Raw genomic sequence first — 21,701 nt, forward strand, 5'->3', positions numbered from 1 at the left:
TCTACCGAAAGCGTTTACGCGTATGCAGGATGAATTCGCCCTCGATCTTCATCAGCTGCGCGTCGATGCCATAGACCTCTTTCAGGAGCGCTGGATTGAGCACCTCTTCCGGCGCACCATCGGCGACGAGTCGACCCTGATTAAGCACAATCAGCCGGGTGCAATATTTCGCGGCCAGACCAAGATCGTGCAGCGAGGCGATCACCATCTTCTTTTCGGTTGCCAAACCGGCAAAAAGCTCCATCAATTCCAACTGATGGGCCGGATCAAGCCCAGCTACAGGCTCGTCAGCCATGATGATCGGCGTATTCTGTGCCAATAGCCGCGCGATCAAGGCCCTTGTTCTTTCACCGCCCGATAGCTCGTTAGCAGGACGTGACGCAAGTTCAGCCACACCCATGCGCTGCATGGCAGTCTCGATCACAGTTTCATCGTCACGGTCCAGTCCTGCAAACACAGGCTTCAGTGCTGACCGCCCAAGCGATACCAGCATCCTAACTGTTACCGGCCATGCAACATCGCGTTCCTGCGGCAGATAAGCGATGATCTTGGCGCGATCCGCAACATGCATTCTTCGGAGGTCCGAGCCATCCAGCAGAATGTCCCCTGTCGAAGACGTAAGGCCCAAAAGCGCACGCAGCAGCGTGGTCTTGCCTGCACCATTTGGACCGATCAGGCCGATAAACTCACATTCACCGGCCTCGAAACCGACAGCTTCAAGCACCGCCTTGCGCCCCAGCGACACATCAAGATTGTGGACTGAAAGAGTGCTCACACCAGCCGCCTCCGATATTTAAAGACAAGCCACAGGAAGAACGGGGCGCCAATGATTGCCGTTAACACTCCGAGCTTTAATTCGCGCCCCGGCATAATCACTCTCACCAGCACGTCGGCAGCCAACAGAAGGGCGGCACCGCCAAACGCACTGGCAACAAGCAGACGTGACGGTCGCGAACCGACCAGCGGGCGCAACAGATGTGGCACTACAAGCCCTATAAAACCGATTGCTCCCGCAACCGCAGTCGATGCGCCAACGGAAGCTGCAGTGCCAAGGACAGCGAGAATCTGAACGCGCGAGAGATTGACGCCCATGCTGGCCGCGGCATCCGATCCCAACGTTAGGCTATCAAGCGCACGCCCCAGTGAAAACAACATCGCCCAACCGATCAGAATGAAGGGTGCGGCAAGCCACACATGCGTCATCGACCGATCGGCAAGAGAACCCAGCATCCAGAACACGATTTCCATGGCAGCGAATGGATTAGGCGACAGATTAAGCGCCAGTGCTGTCATCGCTCCGGCGAGACTGGTGACGGCAACACCCGCCAAAATGACAGTCAGTGTTCCGGCGTGACGCCCCGCCAGCGTCTTGACGAGAAAGACCGACACAAACGCGCCGACCAGCGCCAGTAATGGCAAAGCCAACGGGAAAACCTGCGACAGCCCCGTATAAATCGCAATCACCGCACCAAGTGAGGCCGACGAGCTCACGCCAAGCAGCCCTGGCTCGGCCAGCGGATTGCGCAGATAGCCCTGAAGAGCAGCACCTGAAAGGCCTAGCGAAGCACCAATCAGCAAGGCAAGCAAAGCGCGCGGCAGCCGGATTTCGCGCATAACCAACACGATCACATCCCCCTGCCCGGCAAATAGCGCCCGAATGCTCTCACCCACACTGATGGATGCCGGACCAACCAACGGCGAAAGCGCAAATAGCACCAGAACCATCAAGCCAAGAACAACAAGCAGGAGATAAAAACGACCAGTTTCAGTCACGCGCAGCCTCCGCGAGCTTCGCAACAGCTTCAACACTGAACGGCCCGCCACATACTGTCAGATTATCGTTTAGCGCCACGCTTCGCGTGTGCCCTTCGAGCGCGCGCAATGCCGGATGCTCGAAATTCTCAAAGGCCAGTGCGGGCGGTCGTCCCCGCGATCCGCGCACCAGAATATCAGGCTTTTCCATAACCAGCATTTCCAGCGGCAGCATAGCTGAACCACGAACGCCCGCCTTATCGGCGATATTATCAAGCCCGGCCAGACGGATTGCTTCATCAATCAGCGTGCCGCGTCCCGACGTATAACTATTCGCATAATAGAGCGCGACGGTCTGTTTATGGTCAGGCTTTTGGATTGCTGAAAGAGCCATATCCATGTCTGCAATCTGCCGAGTTGCTTCGCTTTCACGGCCGAGCAATTCGCCCATGCGCTTCATATGCGCTTTGATATCCTCAAAAGAGCGTGCAGGCGCGAATTCCTCTACCTGCACACCCAAATCCCGCAACAACCCAACCGTGGCACGCGAAGAAAACGTGCCCGCCAGCACCAGATCAGGCTTCATGAGGAACACTTCTTCAGCCTGCCCATGGTTGATGGGCAGCTGTTTTGCTCTCTCGGTCATCACAGACAGAAGCGGGTCACGCGAGAGATACGACACCGACCGCAGCTGAGTGGCATCTGCCAGCAGCATTGCCAGCTGATCTGTACAGACATTGATCGACACGACGTGCTTGGGCAATCCATCCGCATGAGCGGGATGAAACGCAGTCAGAAACAGGCCGGCCAAAAGGCCAAACCTGATTTTCCATAACCCGGACTGCGTTTTCATGTTGCGCATCTCGTCAGAAATTCCGCGTCAGCCCGATATTAAAGCTGCGCCCCGGTGCATTATAGCCGGACGTTGTCTGGTAATCCTTGTCGAAAATATTCTCTACCGAAAGCTTCAACTGCGATTGTGTGTCGATGTCATACAGTGCGATGAAATCAGCCGTCACATAAGGATCAAGCTTCTTGGTATTCGCGGCAGTTGTGTAGCGCGAACCGCCGTAAAGCAACCGAGCCGTTAGATCGAGCTTGTCTATAGGCTTGAAATTCACTTCAGCTGTCGCCTTCACCCGCTCGCGATATGGCAGATCGTTATCGGTATCCTCATCAATCGGCTTCTTGAGGTCTAGCGATCCTTTCACCGCCCAAGTTTCGTTGAAGCGATGAGACAGCGCCGCTTCGAAACCCGTCACTTCTGCACGCGCAATATTGTAAGGCAGATAGGAAGGTGCCGTGCTCATGATCGCATCACGTAGCCATGTCTTATAGAAAGCCAAATCGAGACTTGTATCGGCTGTTGCTTGCCAGTTCAGACCAATCTCATACGAGCGGGATTTTTCCGGCTGCAGATCGGCATTCGCAAAGCCGGGATAGTAAAGCTCATTAAAGGTCGGCGCACGGAAGCCCGTGCCAAACGAAGAACGCAGCACGAGATCCGGCAGAATTTCGTAGCTCGCGCCGAGATTATACGTGACCACGTCACCAAACTGCTCATTATAATCGTAGCGCACACCGCCATCAAAGCGCAGCGCATCATATTCGAGCGAGTATTGCCCGAATACCGCAGCCAGATCACGACTGGTTTTGGCATATTCGGTCGTAGCGCTGACTTCCTCGCGGTAAGCTTCAACGCCACCGGTCACCACATGCGAAACATTGCCCGTTTCAAACTGCTTTTCCGTCGAGGCAAAGATGCCATAGCGCTTAGTTTCAAACAGATCAGACCCGCTAACCCCCTTACGGAAATTTCGGCTGTGATCGAGACCAGAGCTGAGCTCGATCGTCGAAGACCAATCAGCTGTGTGATCGATACGCGCACCCAACTTGCCGCTAAATGCTGTTGTATACGCTTCGTTAGCAGACGGTGCTTTGGCATCATATTGATTGCGGCCGCGGCTCAGGAGGCCATCAGTATAAATCTTCCCCCAATCAAAATCCTTCGACAGCGAGAAGTTAAACGATCCCTGCAGAAAACCATCACGATCAGGCTCATAACCAAAAGAATCCGGAGTCGTAAAATTATATCCCTGTGTGCCTGTGACAGCGGCACCAAAGGCATAATCAATGCCGTCCTTGCTGCGTCCCTGAAGCGAACCGGACGCATAACCGCCCCATGGATGCGTAACCCCCGTTGTCAGACTTCCGCAGTAGGAGCGCTCACCGCAGGCTCCGCCCTGTTTGGTGATGATGTTGATAACCCCTCCCATCGCATCCGCACCATATTGCGAGGAATGCGCGCCTTTCGCGATTTCAATACGATCAATTGAACTCAGTGGAATATTGGAAAGCGCTGTTGCTCCGGTCGTTGCTGATGCGGTTCGCACACCGTTGACGAGAACAACCGTCTGTTTTGACGACATACCGCGAATGTAGAGATTGGAAGACGATCCCTGCCCGCCATTGGTGGTAATCGAAATTCCCGAATAGTACTGAAGAAGCGATTGCAAATCAGGCGCTGCTGATCGGTCGATTTCCTCCCGATCAATGACCGTGACGGACGATGTGGAGCGCTGCAAAGACGTTGCACGCCTCAACGGTGTGACGACAATCGTATCAAGCACAACGCCATCCTGCACGCTTGCCTTCGTCTGAGCGAATACGTCGAGCGGCGTAACCACCAGAACGGTGGATGCGAGATATGCCGATAGTTTGAGAATATGCATTATTTCTACTTCCTGCGTGCAAGCCTTGCTTCACCGCAGGTGTCAGAAATCAGGGCGGAAGCGCCTTGTCTTTGTCCCACGGCAACATTTCACAATGTCACCGCTACGGACGGCCGCGACTGGACACCCCTCGTGTCAGCCATGGGTGACTGGATACGGCAGGTCTCCTGACTTCCGGGTCTTCATCGGTCCTCCGCCTTCCCGAACGTGAATATTCAGTGGCTATGATCGCAACTTACGATCATGGGAGGATGACTCGCCGGTCACAGTTGCGGGGGCAGTCTCGGTCTCAGCTCTTCAAATGAGCCTCACCGTGTTCCCTTTTCATCCATCCTTGCGGACAGAACCGTTTCCTGTGGCGAGCGATAGCAAGGGGATGGCAGATTATCAACTGCAACAATGTGCCCCATCTGAATCACATTCAGAACCAATTGATTCAGATGGTTGAACTGTATGGATTTTTCATCTCAGGAAGTCGCGGAAACGACGCAGTGCAAAGAAGAAAAGAACGCTTCCGATTACAATCATGGCCAGCAATTGCGGCCACACGACATTGAGTCCAGCACCGCGGAACAGCACCGATTGCGCGAGCATCACGAAATGCGTGTTGGGTGCCGCCAGCATGATATTCTGAATGATTTCCGGCATACTTTCGCGCGGCGTTGTACCGCCTGAGAGAACCTGTAGTGGTAGCAGAACCAGCATAAGCAAAAGCCCAAACTGAGGCATAGAACCAGCAATCGTTGCTAGGAAAATGCCAAGGCTCGTGGTCGCGAAAAGCTGTAATGCAGCACCCGCTAAAAACAGTGTCAGCGAACCATTGATCGGCACCGCCAGAATGCCCTGCACAACCACAACCAGCGAAAAGGCAGTCGCCACTAGAACCACCATCCCCATGGACCAGACCTTGGAGACCATGATCTCAAGTGGCGTCACCGGCATGACCAGCAGATGTTCGATGGTGCCATGTTCGCGCTCGCGGATGAGAGCTGCCCCCGTCAAAATGATCGAAAGCATAGTCACCGATGAAATGACATTGGTGATTGCACCAAACCAGCCTTTGTTCAGATCCTGATTGAAGCGCGCGCGTAGGTTAAGTCCAACCGGTGTTTGCGTATCCCCGCGATAGCGATTGAGAAACTCGTTCACTTCGCTGGAAACTATCGACTGAACATAACCGCCGCCGGTAAAGGCCTGACTCATGCGCGTTGCATCGACATTCAGCTGAATCGTTGGCGAACGCCCGGCAAGCAGATCGCGCTGAAAATTCGGCGGGATATTGAGCGCAAACGTATCGAGGCCAGAATCCATCCGTTTATCCATCTCATGAGATGAGATGAGCTTTGGCGGCACAAAATACGGCGGATAAAACGCAGTCGTGATGCGACCCGAAACCGGTGACTGATCCTCATCAACGATTGCGATTGCAGCATTGTTGAGATTTTCCGGCATAGCCTTTGCAGCGGTATAGATCGCAAGTGTGAAGGCATAGACGATAAGCAGCAGAAGCATCGGATCACGCGCCAGTCCGCGCAGTTCCTTGACGCCAAGCTGGAATATATTGGAAATCCGCATCTCAGCCCGCCTGCTTCTTGAGAAGTACAATGCCGAGAACGGTAAGAACCGGTATGGCAATCAGCAGCGGCAGGAATGATCCGGCGAGATCGGAGAAATCGAGCGCCTTTGAGAAAGTCCCGCGCGAGATCGTCACGAAATAGGTCGTCGGATAAATCTTGCCGATAAACGCACCTGCCCCCTGCAAAGACGAGACCGGATCGATAATGCCAGAATATTGCACTGCGGGAATGAGTGTCAGCAATGCAGTGCCGAAGATCGCCGCAATCTGGCTATTGATAAAGGTTGAGATCACCAAGCCCATGCCGGTCGTAATGATGACATAGAGAAGCGCCGCCGTGGCATAGGTCAGGAAACTGCCTGTGAATGGCACACGGAATATGAAAACAGCAAAGGCCGTCAGCATCAGGAAGTTGAGAAAAGCAAGCGCGATATAGGGCAGCTGTTTGCCTAGCAAAAACTCGAACTTAGTCACCGGCGTCACATAGAAATTTATGATGGAGCCAAGTTCTTTTTCACGTACAACGCTCAGAACCGCCAACATTGCAGGGATCATCAGCAGAAGTAGCGGGATAACTGCTGGCACCATGGCCACAAGGCTCTGGACGTCCGGATTATAACGATAACGAATTTCCAGATTGAAGTTACCAACAGTGGCGTTGCTTCCATAAAGCTCGCGCGCTTTTTGTGTCAGCCAATTGGCATGCATTCCCTGCACATAACCGCGCACGGTTTCCGCTCGCGTTGGCATGGCGCCGTCGATCCAGGCACCAATTTCGACAGGACGACCACGCGAGACATTGCTGCCGAAATTCGGCGGGATTTCAATAGCCAGGCAGATTTCACCTTCGCGCATACGCCGATCAAGGTCGTCATAATCGGTTATGGGTACTTTTTCAGTGAAATACCGGGAACCAGCAAGTTGCTGCGTGTAATCACGGCTAATCGTCGTATCGTCGCGATCCAAAACCGCAAACGTCAAGTCCTCTACATCGAGATTGATACCGTATCCGATCACGAACATCAGGATCACAGTGCCCAGAATGGCCAATGTCGCCCGGATCGGATCGCGTTTCAACTCCAGCGCTTCGCGGCGTGAGAAAGCCAACATTCGCCGAGGATTTGGCAACCAACCCGCGCGGGCCGTCGTGCTTTTCTCAACCTTTTCAGGCTGAATCTTCACCGCCTCTTGAACGTCTTTCTCAGGCGCTGTTTCGCCAATTGCTTCTTCGAGATATGCGATGAAAGCATCTTCAAGTGTTGCTACATTCCGGCTTGCGGTAATGGCTTTTGGTGTGTCGCTGATCAACACCTTACCAGCATGCATCAAGGAAATGCGATCACACAGTTCCGCTTCATTCATGAAATGGGTCGACACGAAAATCGTGACATTGTCGTTGCGCGAAAGATCGGCAAGGATTTGCCAGAACGCATCGCGCGCAACTGGATCAACGCCTGAAGTTGGCTCATCGAGAATAAGAATATCCGGCGAATGGATCAGCGCGACAGCCAGCGACAGGCGCTGGCGGATGCCGAGCGGCATCGAGTCGGGAAGATCATCCATAACGCCAGCCAAATCAAACCTTTGGGCCAGTTCCTTGATTCTGCGCTTGGTATCTTCTTCCGCCATGCCAAACAGCTTGGCGTGAAGCTCCAGATTTTGATGAACTGTCAGTTCGGAATAGAGCGAAAACGCCTGCGACATGTAACCAACATGACGGCGTATATCGATATCCTTTGGGTCGACTTCGCGTCCAAACAGCCTTGCCGTGCCTTCGCTTGCAGGCAACAAGCCGGTCAAGACCTTCATCGTCGTGGATTTGCCGCAACCGTTAGAGCCGAGGAAGCCGAAAATCTCGCCGCGCGGAATACGGAAACTTACATTGTCAACGGCAGTGAAATTGCCAAATCGCACCGTGACATGCTCGGCTTCGATAGCGATGCCACTATCTGCCTGTGTATTGCGCGGTGGCATTACTACTTCGCTGTGCCCTTTCCGAAGCTCCTCCGGCAAAAGCGCGATGAAGGCTGCATCAAGATTAGGCGTCTGGGTTTTCTCAAGCAGTTCCTGAGGCGTGCCGGTTGCAAGAATCTGGCCGTCATTCATAGCAACCAGCCAATCGAAGCGCTCCGCTTCTTCCATGTAGGCCGTGGCCACAATAACGCTCATCCCCGGACGATCTTTGCGGATATCGTCAATCAGTTCCCAGAACTGTCGCCGCGATAAAGGATCAACGCCCGTTGTCGGCTCATCAAGGATAAGCAAATCAGGATCATGGATCAGTGAGCAACAAAGACTTGTCTTCTGCTTCATGCCACCCGAAAGCTTACCAGCCGGGCGATCAGCAAAAGGCGACATGCCCGTTCGCGCCAGAAGATCAGCAATACGGCGCTCGCGCTCGTGCTTATCGTGACCAAACAGTCGTCCGAAAAACTCAATATTCTCGAACACGGAAAGCGTCGGATACAGATTCTTTCCCAAGCCTTGAGGCATATAGGCGATGCGCGGGAAGGCAGACTGTCGATGACGCTTGTCGGCAATATCGCCGCCAAGCACTTCAATCCTGCCCTTCTGCATAACGCGAGCGCCAGCAATCAGCGACAGAAGGCTCGATTTTCCAACGCCGTCAGGTCCAATCAGCCCGACCATGCAGCCGGCAGGCACCTCGAGCGAAACATCACGCAACGCTTCAGTCGATCCATAGGACAGCTTCACGCTGTCTGCGCGAACGACAAAGCTGTCGTCGCCCACGCCAGCCTTTATCGAAGCCGCACTCATTTTACTGTTTCCGCGAGATTCTTCGGCCATTCAGCATTTTGATCAAGTTTCACATAAGCCATACCCGGAAGCCCGGTTTTGACCTGCTGAATATATTTCTGAAGCAATTCCTGCGGGATTTTTGCCTTAACGCGGAACATAAGCTTTTGACGCTCTTCCTCCGTCTCAACCGACTTTGGCGTGAACTGAGCAACATCGGCTACGAAACTAATCGTGGCGGGGATCACATATTGAGGTGCGGCATCAAGCACAATACGAGCATCCGCGCCAATGGCCACGCGACCAGCCTGCGAAGTCGGCAGGAAGAAAGTCATATAGACATCGCTGACATCGACCAGATTAAGCACGCGGCCGCCAGCCGACAATACTTCACCCGGTTGCGCAACACGATATTGCACGCGACCCGGCTTTGGCGAACGCAATGTGGCATCATTGATATCTGTATCGATGGTGGCAATCGCCGCCTTTGCAGCTTCAACCGCAGCTTCTGCATCAACAACTTGTGCCTTTGCAGCACTGATCGCAGCCGCTGTCGCGGCGAGCTGCGCCTTTGCAGCACCCACGGCTGCCTCAGCGCCCTGCGCGGTTGCGCGATCATCATCCAGTACCTGCTGAGAAACTGTGCGCGATTCTGAAAGCTGTTGCGAACGGGCCAGACGGCGATTTGCAGCGTCCAGTTGCGCTTCGCGCTGTGAGACCGTGGCCTGAGCGGCGGTTTGCTCGGCTTCACGCTGGACAACCAAACTTTTCGCTGTCTCAATGCTTATTTCAGCGCGACGAAGCTGCGCTTCTGCCTGTTTGCGCTGGCTCTCGAGCTGGGCAGTATCCATGCGCGCCAGAACCGCGTTTGCCTCAACAAACTGTCCTTCGTCGGCAAGAATTTCGCGGATACGTCCGGGGCTTTTGGTGGATACATCGATCTCTACGGCTTCGATTCGCCCATTTCCGCCAGCAATGCCTTCCGGCAGTCCGGGGTCGCTCAGTGCTTTCCAGGCATAGTAGCCTCCGGCTACCAAAGCCACGACTACACCAGTTGCGATCCACTGCTTGCGATTAAACCCCATGCCGAAACATCCTCTGCGTCATCATCTTGCGGGCCCGCAAAGCAAAGCTATGCGGCAAACGATACTACTCAGTCAGATTGAATTCTGTATTTTCACTTGGGAGTGCGTGCCTTGATTAAAATCAACTATACTCAAATGCACCGCAATTTCATGCGTTAAATAATAAATATAAGAAAATTCGCGGGTGCCGATTTAGTGAGATGGAGGGCAATGCTGACAGCACCCGCTGGCTGTCGACAGTACAACATTGCAAAAAGATCGCGCTGGTGCGCTCGACAGATCCTTGAATTGTTTAAAATTAGCCGGGGCGTCGCTTTGGTTGGGCCTCGACGCCCCGGAGATTGCCGACTCTGGTGGAACTCGGCAACAAGCGATCATTAGCATCCGCTGGCGGAGGCTTTCTTTGATTTAAATCAACCAGATAATAAATAACCTGAATGTGCCGCTATTTTTTAGGTCGACACTTACCCCAGGTCTTTTTCAAGTATGCCGATACGCTCTTGAGCTTCGGATCAGACAAGAAACCCTGTCGAAAAAGAATACTGCCTTTGACCTCCGGTATAGCGTTGTTGAGGTCAAGCTGGCGCTTGATTTCATCGACGCCATTTCCCGCAAGCCATTCAGGCTCAGCCTTACTCGAGGTGCCAGCGCGATAAAGTGCCATCCCGATATAAAGGTCAGTGTTTGTGCCTTTAACTGTATCCGCCCACCATCTGACGATAGGTTCATAAGGCACATCCTTGCGGCCTGACGACCAATAGACCTGCGGCGCGATATAATCGATCAGCCCATCTTTCACCCAGGCACGCGTATCAGCGAAGTCTCCATCATAATTGGTCTTACCCGCCCGCGTTGGCGAACCAAGCGGATCGTCAATCTGATTGCGCCAGACGCCGCCAGGGCTGATACCAAAGCGAACATGCGGCTTGATGGCTCTGATCTTGTGCGAGATTTCCTGCACCAGCGTATAGGTATTGTGACGCCGCCAGTCATGCTTGCTTGAGAAACTTGTCCCGAAACGTTTGAATGTCTTGTCGTCCTTGAGCGGCGAGCCCTGCGTTTCGTAATAGAAATAGTCATCGAACTGGATTCCATCGACATCATATTTCTGGACAACTTCAGCCGTGATGTTCGTTACCCACTGGCGCACTGCCGGAATACCGGGGTCAAGCACATAGCGATCCGCAGATATGCCTACCCAACCCGGATTGGTTTTATAAACGCTAGGCGGAGAATCGCTGGAAGAATTATTCAGTTCTTTTCGCGTTGCCGGCCGCACATCCATAGAAACACGGTAAGGATTGAGCCATGCATGTAGCTCGATCCCACGCTTGTGCGCTTGCGCGATCGCAAAGCGCAGTGGATCGAAGCCCGGATCTTTTCCGAGTGTACCCGTCAGATAAGATGACCACGGCAGATAGTCTGATTTGTAGAAAGCATCCGCAGCAGGTGAAACCTGAAAGATCACGGCGTTAATGCCATGTTCGGATGCTTCTTCAAACATTCGCACCAGTTCCTGCTTCTGGCGCTTCACGCGTTCGGAATCGTCCTCAATCTGTGTGGAAGCTCTGGACGGCCAATCCAGATTAAGAACAGTCGCAACCCAGCTCGCATGAAAAGTATCGCAATCAATTGGCATGGATTACCGCAGTCCCGTTCTATTCTAATATTAACGCCATATCTGGTTTGATATGATCAACTGGGTAACTACTTTAAAGATGCATAAAGTCAAAGCGAGGGCACGATGTATAAGAATATCCTAGTCACCACAGATGGTTCAGAGTTTGCAGAGCGCGGTCTTATTCATGGATTTGATACCGCGAAAGCCATGGGTAGCAAGGTGACTGTCCTCACCGTGACCGCCCCCTATTCGCTTTCCGGCCTGCCTGGTGGCTTTACTGACAGTCCGGCCTTTATCGAGCGTTATGAAGAAGAATGGAACGATTACGCCGATGCTGCACTTGCCCGCGCCCGTGAACTGGCAAGTCAGGCTGGCGTTGAAATCCATACATTGCATGTCGTGGCGCAGCATCCAGCCACCTCAATCATTGAAACCGCAAAAGAATTGCGCAACGACCTGATTGTGATGGCGTCGCATGGTCGCCGTGGACTGAAAGGCATGTTGCTCGGTAGTCAGACCTATGAAGTCGTTACGCGAAGCACTGTTCCGGTGCTGGTGGTTCGCTAGATTCAACCGGCCTGATGACCAGTGGCGCTTTCAATATCAACGCGAAAGAAAACAGGTTCCAGTTTGCGTTGCTCGCCGCCACTGGTGATGGTCTTGGTATAAGCAGGCTCCCACCATGTCGGCTCGTTTGAGAGCATATTGACGATCGCAGCCTTTTCTTCCTCGCGCGTGATCTCGCGATAATGACCGTTCACCACAACGCTACGCCATTCCGTTTTTGAAATGATGTGATCGAACAAAATGCAGACCGCATCATTTTTCCGCATAGCCTCAGTCTTCTGGCCATCGGTAGTGAAGGAATAAAGCGCCCCACCACTGAACCGAAAACCGAGCGGCACCACAAATGGTCGATCACCAAGAATATAACCCAACCGCCCGATCTGGGTATGCTGGATCATATCACGGACATCAATTTCAGACATTTCCTTGATTATCATGGCAAGCGTCCCTCGTTCAGCTAATCTGTTGTTAGATTACTATAGGGCGGCGATTGCGCTTTGACCGCAATCAAAACATGAAAATCAGACGAACAGGCGTCCTTCAGCAATCTTGACTGCCGTACCGCCAATACGAGCACCGGTGAGTGTCTGATTTGATACATCAAGTTCAAGGCGAATACGGGAGGGGCGCCCCATCTCCATGCCCTGCTCGATCCACCATTGCGAACTTCCATCCACCGGCTGGTCTTTGGCCAGGATCATTCCTGCAAAAGCCGCCGCTGCAGACCCCGTCGCAGGATCTTCATACACATTCGAGCCTGTCACAAACATGCGTGCGTGATAATTACTATCGAACAGAATGGTTTCGCGGCAATAGACATAAATCGGCAATGGTCGATCGCCCACATGCGGCAGACTTTCGCTCACATAGACAGGATCGATGGAGACTTTGGCTGCAGCGATCAGGTTATGAACCGGCACAAGAAGATAAGGTGTGCCTGCGCTCCAGACAGCAGGAATATGGTTCTCAAAACCGATCTCATGCGTGCCTAGCCCAATTGCGGCGGCGGCCTCTTCCTTCTCGATCTTGATATCGAGCTTTTCCGGCAAACGCGGCAGATCAAATTCGGCAAAGGCGCTGTTCTCACCTAAGATGACACCACAGCGAACGATACCTACCTTCTCTTCAAGCGTCACCAGCCGATCCGACTCGTCGCCTGTTCTGCGATGACGTGCCAGCGATACCGCAGCGCCAACAGTCGGATGACCGGCAAATGGCAACTCGTAGTCCGGGGTAAAAATGCGGACGGCTGCCTCATGCATCGGATTTTCAGGCGGAAAGATAAAGACCGTTTCGGACAGATTGAACTCCCGCGCAATGCCCTGCATACGCGCGTCCGTCAGCCCTTCACTCTCGTGCACAACAGCCAGCGGATTCCCAGCCAGAGCCTTATCGGCGAAAACGTCGAAAATCTCATAATACCGGCCAGCACTGGCAGCTTCTGTCATCGTTCACGTCTCCCTCAGATCACAGTCGGCGAATAGCCTTAAGCTGCGAGCATAGCCAATTTCTCGGCGCTGTCATCTGTAAGAACCAATCGTTACTGTTGATTATCAAAATGCCAGTCGGCAAATGCGCGCACATAGGATGGCGTCGCCTGCCCCATGGCTCCTGCCTGCTTAACCGGAATGATTTCCGACAATTCCGGCTCGGCTTGAGCAGCGAGATTTGCCTCTATTCGTTTCAACAACTCCGTCGTCGAAAGATCAAAGTAATGTCGGCGGAAAAGCGCAATGCTTCCATCGGCAGTTACCAGATGCGTCTTGGCTTCCACCTTGGCATCACCGAGATTAATGCCCGTTTCCTCAAAGACTTCGCGCGCCATATTGGTTTCATAATCCGCCCGACCATCAACGACATCATTGTCATCAATCGAACCGGCTGGAAAATAAATGCGCCCTCCAGCGGCATTATGAGCGCCCATACGCGCGGCAATAAGATGCCCTTCAGATGATACAATCACTCCCACACCAAAAATGTGCCAGGGACGTAAAGGCTGTGCATCTTTGCGCCAATACATAAGAGTTGCAAAGCTCGTGCGATGGAAACCGGCGGAAAAAGACTGGCCTTCCAGTTTCGCTTGTGGTGCAAGATAAATTTCACCATCAAATAAAGTCGGATTAGCCTGACACTCGCGCTGCCAGTTTTCAGCGATTGCGGTTTTATTGGCTTGCGCATAATCGAGCGGTCCCGGAAAAATCCGGACATCGACACGATCAATTTCATAAACCGTGTTTTCTTTCACATGCTGCATTAGCCGTCTCATTCTCAAACAATGTTCAGCGTGACAGCCACGGGGCAATGGTCACTGGCCTTAGGACGATCCCATCCAGTGCGTGGATAACGATCAACTTCTTGTCCTGGCGGGAAAACCGTGCGCCAGGGCTGGCCACGGCGGATAATCTTCGGAATCGCACCACCGTTTTTGTCAGCCAGAGCTGGCGACGCAAGAATGTAATCAAGCTGGCAAAGATGGCGTTCCTGCGGTCCGCGGGTGTGATAGAGCGTCCAGCGGTCCATTTCAGGGCGTCGCTCCACAAGATTGATGGCGAAGCCATCGCTTAGCAGCGTATCCAGAGCACTGGCAGCTTCCTTCACAGGCGAGAATCGATAACCGTTCCACTCATCGCCTTCGATGATGACGCGTTCACGGTAATCGTTGAAATCACCGCAAATGAGCCAGCGCTTACCCGAAGTGTGCCCTGCGCCAAACTTCTCTTCGATAATGTGACGGATCGCACGCGTTTCTGCCTGTCTGACCGGCAAGGATGCAGTGCGACCATCAAGCCCGTTCCGGGCACCGCCCATTGATTTCAGGTGAACAACAAAAAGCGTCAGTGGCTTGCCGTCGATACGCATATCGAGACAAAGACAATCGCGCTTAAAAATGCGATCATGCGGTTCAAGTCCGAGCTCAGCAAGCACCGGCTGATAAAGATCAAGATCCTTATAGGTCAGATGCGCGTGGCTGGTGACTTCCAGCACTTCAATCCGCTGGCCATCACGCGTCGTATCGCGTGCCATCACGGCAACGTCGATGCCTCGGCTATCATTGCCGTCAATCAGATATTTATTGCGATAGCCTTGCCCGACCATCTTGAAAAGATAGCCATATTCAAACGCATTGAGGGCAGCGAGATTATCGACTTCTTGCAGGCAAAGCACATCGGCCCGTGTTTCGGCTATTGCCAGCGCCGTCATCTGCCGTGTGTCATCGGTATGGGCAATCGCCCGCGCCTGCTCCAGCAGACGGTATTGCGTTTCATCGCCGATCTCGAAGAGCTTGAGCGAGCGATCCTGATGCAATTCATTGCGAAAGCCGGAAAAATCAAACCGGCGCATCAGATTTTCGACATTGAAGGTTGCTATCGTAAACATGCCCGCGCAATCTCACCACTTGCGCTATGATTGGCAAGTGGTTCTTTTCAAAATTGCACAGCCGCGCTGGTTTTGATCAGAAAAGCCACCATATAAAGTCTGGAAATCAGGACACCGAAAATGCTTGATAAGATACGGTACATCGCACTTTGCTCAGGTCTCTTTGCAGCAAGCCTTGTTGGCAGCGCTGCAGCGGTTGACCTGAATACGCCCTACGTGCCGTCTTTGCGTCCAAGCACACCCCCTATCGCTGGCGGGCTGCCGCGGACTTATCAGCCACAAGCAGGATCAAGTAAGTGTTACGGCGTGGGGTGCCGCGACAGTGGCAATTACATCTCGCGCGAAGGCATCCCGATCTACAAGAATGGCGACCCGCTTCAAGTTCGCCCATCCAATCGCAAGCCTGTCACCACCTTCGGTCCAAGCAGCAATCATATTTCATGGTGCTCAAATCGTTACCGCAGTTATCGTACGTCGGACAACACATACCAGCCCTTGGCAGGGCCGCGTACCGGCTGTAATTCGCCTTTTCAATAAAAAAGCCGGGCAATGCCCGGCTCGTTTATTTCTTATGCAGCTTCCGATTTGGAATGCGTGCGGATCAAGCGCCCCAGACGCATGATGCCTTCATCAATCATTTCATCATTAGCGCATGAATAGCTCAGACGCAGCGTATTGGCACCCGTGCCATCCGCAAAGAACGCCTTGCCCGGTACAAACGCCACTTTCTCGCTTTCAATCGATGCGGCAAGCAATGCAGCACCGTCCATGCCCTTTGGAAGCGTGACCCAGATGAACATGCCGCCTTCCGGCTTGGTCCAGTCAGTGCCTTCCGGCATGTATTTAGCAAGTGCTTCCAGCATCTTATCGCGGCGGTGCTTGTAAACGCTATGCAGTTTAGCGACTTGCCTGTCAAAACCAGTCGAAGCAACACGATGGATGGCAATCTGGTTGATCGTCGAAGAATGAAGATCAGCCGCCTGCTTCATCAGAACCAGCTTGCGGATAACCGACTGCGAAGCAACCACGTAACCAACGCGCAGGCCAGGTGCGAGGGTCTTCGAGAACGATCCGCAATAGATCGTGCGGGTCTTTTCGATATCACCGCCGTGACGCGCAATATCCATCGACAGGATCGGCGCAATCGCTTCCCCGTTGTAACGCAGATACTGATAAGCGGCATCTTCGATAATCGGCACATTCAGCTCATCAGCATCGGCCAGCAGCTTTTCACGGCCCGCACGATCGACCGTTTCGCCGGTCGGATTGCTGAAATCTGCCGAAAGATAGGCAAACTTAACCTGACCGCCAGCATTTTCCGCTGCCTGCTTATAGGAATCCGGTGTGCGATTGCCATTCAGCGAGAGAATGTCATAGGTCGGTTCATAGGCGTTAAACGCCTGTAACGCACCAAGATAGGTCGGGGCAGTCACCAGCGCCGTGTCATTTGGCGAGATGAAAAGCTTGCCGAGATAGTCAAGTGCTTGCTGCGAACCGGACGTGATGAAGACGTTGTCTTCGGTACACGGAATACCGATCTTGGCAAGTTCACTCACCAACCAGGTACGGAGCGGCTTGTAACCTTCGGATACCGAATATTGCAGAGCTGCATTGGCTTCAGGGCCACCAAAGATGTCCTGATAAGCGCTCTGGAATTCAGTATGTGGAAACAGCGCCGGATCGGGAATACCGCCAGCAAAGGAAATAATATCCGGACGTTCCAGCAGTTTTAGAAGTTCACGGATTTCCGAAGCGCGCATACGTTTCGAGCGCGTTGCAAATACAGTTTCCCAGTCCAACACGGGAAATCTCCTCAATACGGTGGAGGCAAAGCCTCCTCAAACCTTGCCAGATAAAGTTCTAGCGATAGCGCAATTTTTTGCTAACGAGAACACTTTCTTCCATGCTGAGACGGAATAAAGATATTCTGAATTGTTTTGGCCAAATGACGCACAAAACACAAATTCCAAAAGCATCCGACGATCTTTTCGTGCGCTACATTTCACACGACCAAATCCCTATGCATGAAAGGGGCGTAAGAAACGCCCCCTTTTTGTCTGATCATCGAGCACCCAAAATCTAGCAAGATTCTGGCTCTGGCTTGGCGAAAATGGTGTTTTGTGAGAACCGGAGCGGAGCGTACATAAAGTACGTGAGCACCGGAAGTGAAACAAAATGCCATTTGCAGACGGCCAGAGCTTGAATATTGCAGATTTTTAGTTGCGTGCCTTGTCGACGAGCTTGTTCGCTGCGATCCATGGCATCATGCCGCGGAGCTTTTCGCCGACTTCTTCGATCTGGTGGCTGTCGTTGTTACGACGGATACCCTTGAAGCGAGCTGCACCTGCACGGTATTCCTGCATCCAATCGGAAGTGAACTTGCCGGTCTGAATGTCCTTCAGAACGCGCTTCATTTCTTCCTTGGTTTCTGCAGTGATGATGCGTGGACCAGTGACGTATTCGCCCCACTCAGCAGTGTTGGAGATCGAGTAGTTCATGTTCGCAATGCCGCCTTCGTAGATCAGGTCTACGATGAGCTTCATTTCGTGCAGGCACTCGAAGTAAGCCATTTCTGGTGCATAGCCAGCTTCTACGAGAACTTCAAAGCCGGTGCGGATGAGTTCAACAACACCGCCGCAAAGAACAGCCTGCTCACCGAACAGATCGGTTTCGCACTCTTCCTTGAAGGTGGTTTCGATAACGCCCGAACGGCCGCCGCCAACGCCCGAAGCGTAAGACAGAGCGAGATCATGTGCGTTGCCCGAAGCATCCTGATGGATAGCGATGAGGCAAGGAACGCCGCCGCCCTTCTGGTATTCGCCGCGAACCGTGTGGCCTGGGCCCTTTGGTGCGATCATGACAACGTCAACCGACTTCTTTGGCTCAATCAGGCCGAAGTGAACATTAAGGCCATGAGCGAAAGCAATCGCTGCGCCGTCACGGATGTTATCCTGAATGTGGTCTTTGTAGATGTCAGCCTGAAGTTCATCAGGGGTTGCCATCATGAGGAGATCGCCCCACTTGGCAGCATCAGCAACGTTCATCACTTCGAAGCCATCAGCTTCGGCCTTCTTGACCGTTGCCGAACCTTCACGAAGAGCGATGCGCACGTTGGCAGCGCCGGAGTCCTTGAGGTTCAGTGCATGGGCACGGCCCTGGCTACCGTAACCGACGATAACAACCTTCTTCGACTTGATCAGATTAACGTCTGCATCACGATCGTAATAAACGCGCATTTTCGTATTCCCTTCATTCAGATTATTTTTCAGATTGCTCTGCGGCTTCCTCGCGTTGGCCGTTGGTTATGCCCCGTAAAGAGCGAAAAACTGCTTTGTAGCACGCCGGGCGTCCCGGATGACCACTTCGTCAGTCAGTTCCAGCCGGTCGCCAAGCAGCAACCGGATCTGCATGTCCCGAACGACAAGTCCGAAAAATGCACGAAAAGCTTCGTCGATGTCGTCAAAAGCCAGAAGCTTTGCTTCCTGACCCATTTCGAGGATCGGCTTGAGACGCTTTGCCATCGCCACCGGACCATTGGCGAGAACGATGTCGCCAAGTGCCGATTTGCCCGATGCCGTGTGGCTGACAGCCAGACGGTTCAATGCAATCGATGTTGGACCAGACAGCACCAGCAGCCAGTCACGCGCAAAATGTTCTAGGCTTGAGAAAAGCGATTCCGCGTCAAGCTTCTCGCGAGCTACCGGCACGACACGAACCTTCGATGCTTGCCAGCGAACCATTGCGGTTAGCAGACCATCGCGATCACCAAACCATTTATAAAGGCTTTCCTTGGAGCAATTGGCAGCACGCGCAATGCTCGCCGTCGTCAAAGCGCGGTCCCCGCCTTCGACAAGAAGGCGCAACGCCTGCTCCAGAACATCGTTCTGACGCGGCGAAAAAGACGGCTGCTTCTGAGCCTGCAATTCGTCGCTTTTATCAGTCACGGATCAATCCCTCCACCTTGTACCGTACGGTACGGTTCCGTTTAATAATCCTTGCTTGACAGACCGTCAAGCAGGATTTTTCAACAAGATAGAAGATTTTAGAATTGCGATCCGAGCACCGCTTGGAGCTTCGTTTCGACAACTGGAAAGAAGCAAACAAATTCAAAAAGAAAGGGCGCCTTCCGGAATCAACTTCTCAGAAGGCGCCCTTTAAAAATATGCATATCTGGCTTCATGCCTTAGAGATTTACTTGTGTGCCTATTTCCACAACACGACCTGTTGGGATCTGGAAATATTCCGTCGCATCAGAGGCCGTACGAGCAAGCAGGATGAAAAGCTTATCCTGCCAGAGCGGCAAACCGGAATGTGCGGAAGCCTTGAGCCAGCGACGTGACAGGAAGAAAGACGTCGTCATGATGTCGAACTTCCAGCCGAGTTTTCGGCAAAGTCCCAGCGCGCGCGGAATATTCGGTTGCTGCATATAGCCAAATGTCAGCGTGACCTGCATGAAGCGTTCATTGAACTGCGAAACACGCGCACGGTCAGCACTCGACACCCAAGGCTTGGAAGCCGTTACAACAGTCAGAATAACATTGTTCTGGTGCAGAACCTTATAGTGCTTGAGACTATGCATGAGTGCCGTCGGCGCGCTCTTGGGATCACCTGTCAGAAACACAGCCGTTCCCGGAACAATTGTCGGCGGACGCTTGTTCATCTGCTCGACGATGAGATCGAGCGGCACCTCCGCCTTGCGTGTCTTTTGGAACAGGTGGCGCGTACCACGCACCCATGTCCACATGATGACCACAAGAATAAGCGCAAAGGTAATCGACGCCCAGCCGCCATCATGCACCTTGATGATGTTGGCGCTGAAGAACATCACATCAATGATCAAAAAGCCTGCAATCAGGGGAGCAGCGCGGCTGACACGCCAGTTCCAGATGCGAGTCATGACGAAATAAAGAAGACCGGTCGTGACCAGCATGTTGCCCGTCACGGCGATACCGTAAGCAGATGCCAGATTGTTCGACTTCTCGAAGCCGAGAACGAGAATGATGACCGTCAGACCAAGCAGCAAATTGACGCGCGGAATGTAGATTTGTCCGTGCAGTTTTTCCGACGTGTGCTGGATTTCAAGACGCGGCAGAATGTTAAGCTGAACCGCCTGACGCGCCACAGAAAACGCGCCGCTGATGACGGCCTGACTGGCGATCACAGTGGCAGCTGTCGCCAGGAGCACCATCGGCCAGAGCGCAAAATCCGGCATCATCTGGAAGAAAGGCAACGCCGCCGCTTCACCATGGGACAACACGAATGCCGCCTGTCCGAAATAGTTAAGCAGAAGACATGGGAACACAATCCAAAGCCAAGCTCGAACGATTGGCTTGCGGCCAAAATGACCAAGATCAGCGTAAAGCGCTTCGGCGCCTGTCATGGCAAGAAAGACTGCGCCTACGGTAATGAAGGCGACACCGGGGCTCACGACAAGAAAGCGCAGGGCATAATAGGGATTGAGCGCTGCCATTACGGTCGGATCGTCAAAGATATGCCAAAGACCCGACGCACCGAGAGCCAGAAACCACACTGCCATGATCGGCCCGAAAACAATCGCAACCTTGCCCGTCCCGTACTTCTGGATTGAGAAAAGAACGACGAGAATGACCACTGTAATGGGCACCACAAAGGGCGTCATATGGGGCGCAACAATCTGCACCCCTTCCACCGCAGACAACACCGAAATCGCAGGCGTAATGACCGCATCGCCAAAAAATAGCGCCGCTCCGCAAATACCAGCGGCCAGAACGATGTCGGGCCGCCCTTTAAGGGCAGCCCTTACCAAAGCCATCAGAGAGAGAATGCCGCCTTCGCCATTATTGTCGGCACGCAGCACGAAGATCACATATTTCACCGTCACAACGAGCAGAAGCGCCCAGAAGATCAGAGAAACGACACCCAGAATATCACTTCTGGAAAGAAACCCATCCGAAGTTGCCGCGTGCAATGCTTCGCGGAAGGCGTAGATCGGGCTCGTACCAATATCACCATAAACGACGCCGAGAGCACCAAGCACCAGCATCTTCATACTGTCATGGGAATGGTCGTTTTCTTCCGAAGCAATCGAGTTCTCTGGAGAAACGCCAGCAGGCAGCGTATTTTGAGAACCCGCCTGCGCATCTCCTGCGACTGGCGTGTTCTTATCTGGTTGCTCGCTGCTCATATGCAGACACCTCGTGAGGTCGTAAGTATCGGGATTGGATATCAGAGCGCCTGGGAGTTAAACAAACCGT

The 21,701-nt window shown here is 53.1% G+C and carries 18 protein-coding genes and 1 riboswitch; of the genes, 2 read left to right on the plus strand and 16 right to left on the minus strand.

All coding sequences use genetic code 11. The annotated features are described in order from the left end of the window. Window position 1: 1 nt before the first annotated feature. The 8 genes from ABWV94_RS10790 to ABWV94_RS10825 form a co-directional block, all read right to left on the minus strand. On the minus strand, window positions 2-775 hold the full coding sequence (locus ABWV94_RS10790; RefSeq protein ID WP_113498038.1) for an ABC transporter ATP-binding protein: 774 nt from the start codon (window positions 773-775) through the stop codon (window positions 2-4). Next, the gene (locus ABWV94_RS10795; protein ID WP_113498036.1) at window positions 772-1,773 is read right to left on the minus strand and encodes a FecCD family ABC transporter permease; all 1,002 of its coding nucleotides are present in this window, start codon (window positions 1,771-1,773) and stop codon (window positions 772-774) included. The genes ABWV94_RS10790 and ABWV94_RS10795 overlap by 4 nt, the downstream gene beginning before the upstream one ends. Then, window positions 1,766-2,605 (minus strand): ABC transporter substrate-binding protein, encoded by an 840-nt coding sequence (locus ABWV94_RS10800; RefSeq protein WP_113498130.1) that lies wholly within the window; start codon window positions 2,603-2,605, stop codon window positions 1,766-1,768. Before ABWV94_RS10800 ends, ABWV94_RS10795 begins: the two co-directional genes overlap by 8 nt. A gap of 13 nt (window positions 2,606-2,618) precedes the next feature. Then, on the minus strand, window positions 2,619-4,484 hold the full coding sequence (locus ABWV94_RS10805; RefSeq protein WP_113498034.1) for a TonB-dependent receptor domain-containing protein: 1,866 nt from the start codon (window positions 4,482-4,484) through the stop codon (window positions 2,619-2,621). Window positions 4,485-4,624: 140 nt separating this feature from the next. Then, window positions 4,625-4,850, minus strand: a riboswitch (cobalamin riboswitch). Window positions 4,851-4,946: 96 nt separating this feature from the next. Further along, complete coding sequence (locus ABWV94_RS10810; RefSeq protein ID WP_113498032.1) at window positions 4,947-6,059, minus strand: ABC transporter permease; 1,113 nt, start codon at window positions 6,057-6,059, stop codon at window positions 4,947-4,949. Between the two features lies 1 nt (window position 6,060). Next, window positions 6,061-8,868, minus strand: coding sequence for a ribosome-associated ATPase/putative transporter RbbA (gene rbbA, locus ABWV94_RS10815; protein ID WP_502905168.1), 2,808 nt, complete (start codon window positions 8,866-8,868; stop codon window positions 6,061-6,063). Then, window positions 8,835-9,902, minus strand: a complete 1,068-nt coding sequence (locus ABWV94_RS10820; protein ID WP_105518704.1) for an HlyD family secretion protein — start codon at window positions 9,900-9,902, stop codon at window positions 8,835-8,837. Before ABWV94_RS10820 ends, rbbA begins: the two co-directional genes overlap by 34 nt. A gap of 445 nt (window positions 9,903-10,347) precedes the next feature. Continuing rightward, a complete protein-coding gene (locus ABWV94_RS10825) occupies window positions 10,348-11,541 on the minus strand; it encodes a glycoside hydrolase family 10-like protein (RefSeq protein ID WP_113498028.1) in 1,194 nt (397 codons plus the stop codon). 105 nt (window positions 11,542-11,646) lie between these two features. Here ABWV94_RS10825 and ABWV94_RS10830 point away from each other — a divergent pair, with 105 nt between their 5' ends. Next, complete coding sequence (locus tag ABWV94_RS10830) at window positions 11,647-12,090, plus strand: universal stress protein (protein ID WP_007875666.1); 444 nt, start codon at window positions 11,647-11,649, stop codon at window positions 12,088-12,090. A 2-nt stretch (window positions 12,091-12,092) separates the two neighbouring features. Here ABWV94_RS10830 and ABWV94_RS10835 read toward each other — a convergent pair whose 3' ends face one another. From ABWV94_RS10835 to ABWV94_RS10850, 4 genes are all read right to left on the minus strand, one after another. Next, on the minus strand, window positions 12,093-12,527 hold the full coding sequence (locus ABWV94_RS10835) for a pyridoxamine 5'-phosphate oxidase family protein (protein WP_007875668.1): 435 nt from the start codon (window positions 12,525-12,527) through the stop codon (window positions 12,093-12,095). A gap of 84 nt (window positions 12,528-12,611) precedes the next feature. Further along, window positions 12,612-13,538 carry a PhzF family phenazine biosynthesis protein gene (locus ABWV94_RS10840; protein ID WP_079212048.1) on the minus strand — a complete coding sequence of 309 codons (927 nt, stop codon included), beginning with the start codon at window positions 13,536-13,538 and terminating at the stop codon, window positions 12,612-12,614. Window positions 13,539-13,630: 92 nt separating this feature from the next. Further along, window positions 13,631-14,344 carry an NUDIX domain-containing protein gene (locus ABWV94_RS10845; protein ID WP_079212049.1) on the minus strand — a complete coding sequence of 238 codons (714 nt, stop codon included), beginning with the start codon at window positions 14,342-14,344 and terminating at the stop codon, window positions 13,631-13,633. 14 nt (window positions 14,345-14,358) lie between these two features. Next, a complete protein-coding gene (locus ABWV94_RS10850) occupies window positions 14,359-15,468 on the minus strand; it encodes an endonuclease/exonuclease/phosphatase family protein (RefSeq protein ID WP_079212050.1) in 1,110 nt (369 codons plus the stop codon). 120 nt (window positions 15,469-15,588) lie between these two features. Here ABWV94_RS10850 and ABWV94_RS10855 point away from each other — a divergent pair, with 120 nt between their 5' ends. After that, the gene (locus ABWV94_RS10855) at window positions 15,589-16,005 is read left to right on the plus strand and encodes a BA14K family protein (RefSeq protein ID WP_007875678.1); all 417 of its coding nucleotides are present in this window, start codon (window positions 15,589-15,591) and stop codon (window positions 16,003-16,005) included. Window positions 16,006-16,037: 32 nt separating this feature from the next. Here the strand turns inward: ABWV94_RS10855 and ABWV94_RS10860 are convergent, their stop codons facing one another. From ABWV94_RS10860 to ABWV94_RS10875, 4 genes are all read right to left on the minus strand, one after another. Then, entirely contained in the window at window positions 16,038-17,270 is a 1,233-nt protein-coding gene (locus ABWV94_RS10860) for an aminotransferase-like domain-containing protein (protein ID WP_113498026.1), read from the minus strand. Between the two features lie 414 nt (window positions 17,271-17,684). Next, window positions 17,685-18,704 (minus strand): ketol-acid reductoisomerase, encoded by a 1,020-nt coding sequence (ilvC, locus tag ABWV94_RS10865; protein WP_007875687.1) that lies wholly within the window; start codon window positions 18,702-18,704, stop codon window positions 17,685-17,687. 66 nt (window positions 18,705-18,770) lie between these two features. Continuing rightward, window positions 18,771-19,412: a TetR/AcrR family transcriptional regulator gene (locus ABWV94_RS10870; RefSeq protein ID WP_007875688.1), complete on the minus strand. Its 642-nt coding sequence runs from the start codon at window positions 19,410-19,412 to the stop codon at window positions 18,771-18,773. Window positions 19,413-19,651: 239 nt separating this feature from the next. After that, on the minus strand, window positions 19,652-21,496 hold the full coding sequence (locus ABWV94_RS10875; RefSeq protein WP_235820841.1) for a potassium transporter Kup: 1,845 nt from the start codon (window positions 21,494-21,496) through the stop codon (window positions 19,652-19,654). Window positions 21,497-21,701 lie beyond the last annotated feature (205 nt).

Source organism: Brucella sp. NBRC 12953 (genome assembly GCF_040369775.1).
GTDB classification, from domain to species: Bacteria; Pseudomonadota; Alphaproteobacteria; order Rhizobiales; family Rhizobiaceae; genus Brucella; species Brucella pseudogrignonensis.

Bases quoted from the DNA above. Each gene is read 5' to 3' on its own strand.
- rbbA (WP_502905168.1), bottom strand. From the start codon at position 8,868: ATGGCCGAAGAATCTCGCGGAAACAGTAAAATGAGTGCGGCTTCGATA.
- ABWV94_RS10840 (WP_079212048.1), bottom strand. From the start codon at position 13,538: ATGACAGAAGCTGCCAGTGCTGGCCGGTATTATGAGATTTTCGACGTT.
- ABWV94_RS10820 (WP_105518704.1), bottom strand. From the start codon at position 9,902: ATGGGGTTTAATCGCAAGCAGTGGATCGCAACTGGTGTAGTCGTGGCT.
- ABWV94_RS10850 (WP_079212050.1), bottom strand. From the start codon at position 15,468: ATGTTTACGATAGCAACCTTCAATGTCGAAAATCTGATGCGCCGGTTT.
- ABWV94_RS10835 (WP_007875668.1), bottom strand. From the start codon at position 12,527: ATGATAATCAAGGAAATGTCTGAAATTGATGTCCGTGATATGATCCAG.
- ilvC (WP_007875687.1), bottom strand. From the start codon at position 18,704: ATGCGCGTTTATTACGATCGTGATGCAGACGTTAATCTGATCAAGTCG.
- ABWV94_RS10855 (WP_007875678.1), top strand. From the start codon at position 15,589: ATGCTTGATAAGATACGGTACATCGCACTTTGCTCAGGTCTCTTTGCA.
- ABWV94_RS10845 (WP_079212049.1), bottom strand. From the start codon at position 14,344: ATGCAGCATGTGAAAGAAAACACGGTTTATGAAATTGATCGTGTCGAT.
- ABWV94_RS10825 (WP_113498028.1), bottom strand. From the start codon at position 11,541: ATGCCAATTGATTGCGATACTTTTCATGCGAGCTGGGTTGCGACTGTT.
- ABWV94_RS10805 (WP_113498034.1), bottom strand. From the start codon at position 4,484: ATGCATATTCTCAAACTATCGGCATATCTCGCATCCACCGTTCTGGTG.
- ABWV94_RS10800 (WP_113498130.1), bottom strand. From the start codon at position 2,605: ATGAAAACGCAGTCCGGGTTATGGAAAATCAGGTTTGGCCTTTTGGCC.
- ABWV94_RS10810 (WP_113498032.1), bottom strand. From the start codon at position 6,059: ATGCGGATTTCCAATATATTCCAGCTTGGCGTCAAGGAACTGCGCGGA.
- ABWV94_RS10830 (WP_007875666.1), top strand. From the start codon at position 11,647: ATGTATAAGAATATCCTAGTCACCACAGATGGTTCAGAGTTTGCAGAG.
- ABWV94_RS10875 (WP_235820841.1), bottom strand. From the start codon at position 21,496: ATGAAGATGCTGGTGCTTGGTGCTCTCGGCGTCGTTTATGGTGATATT.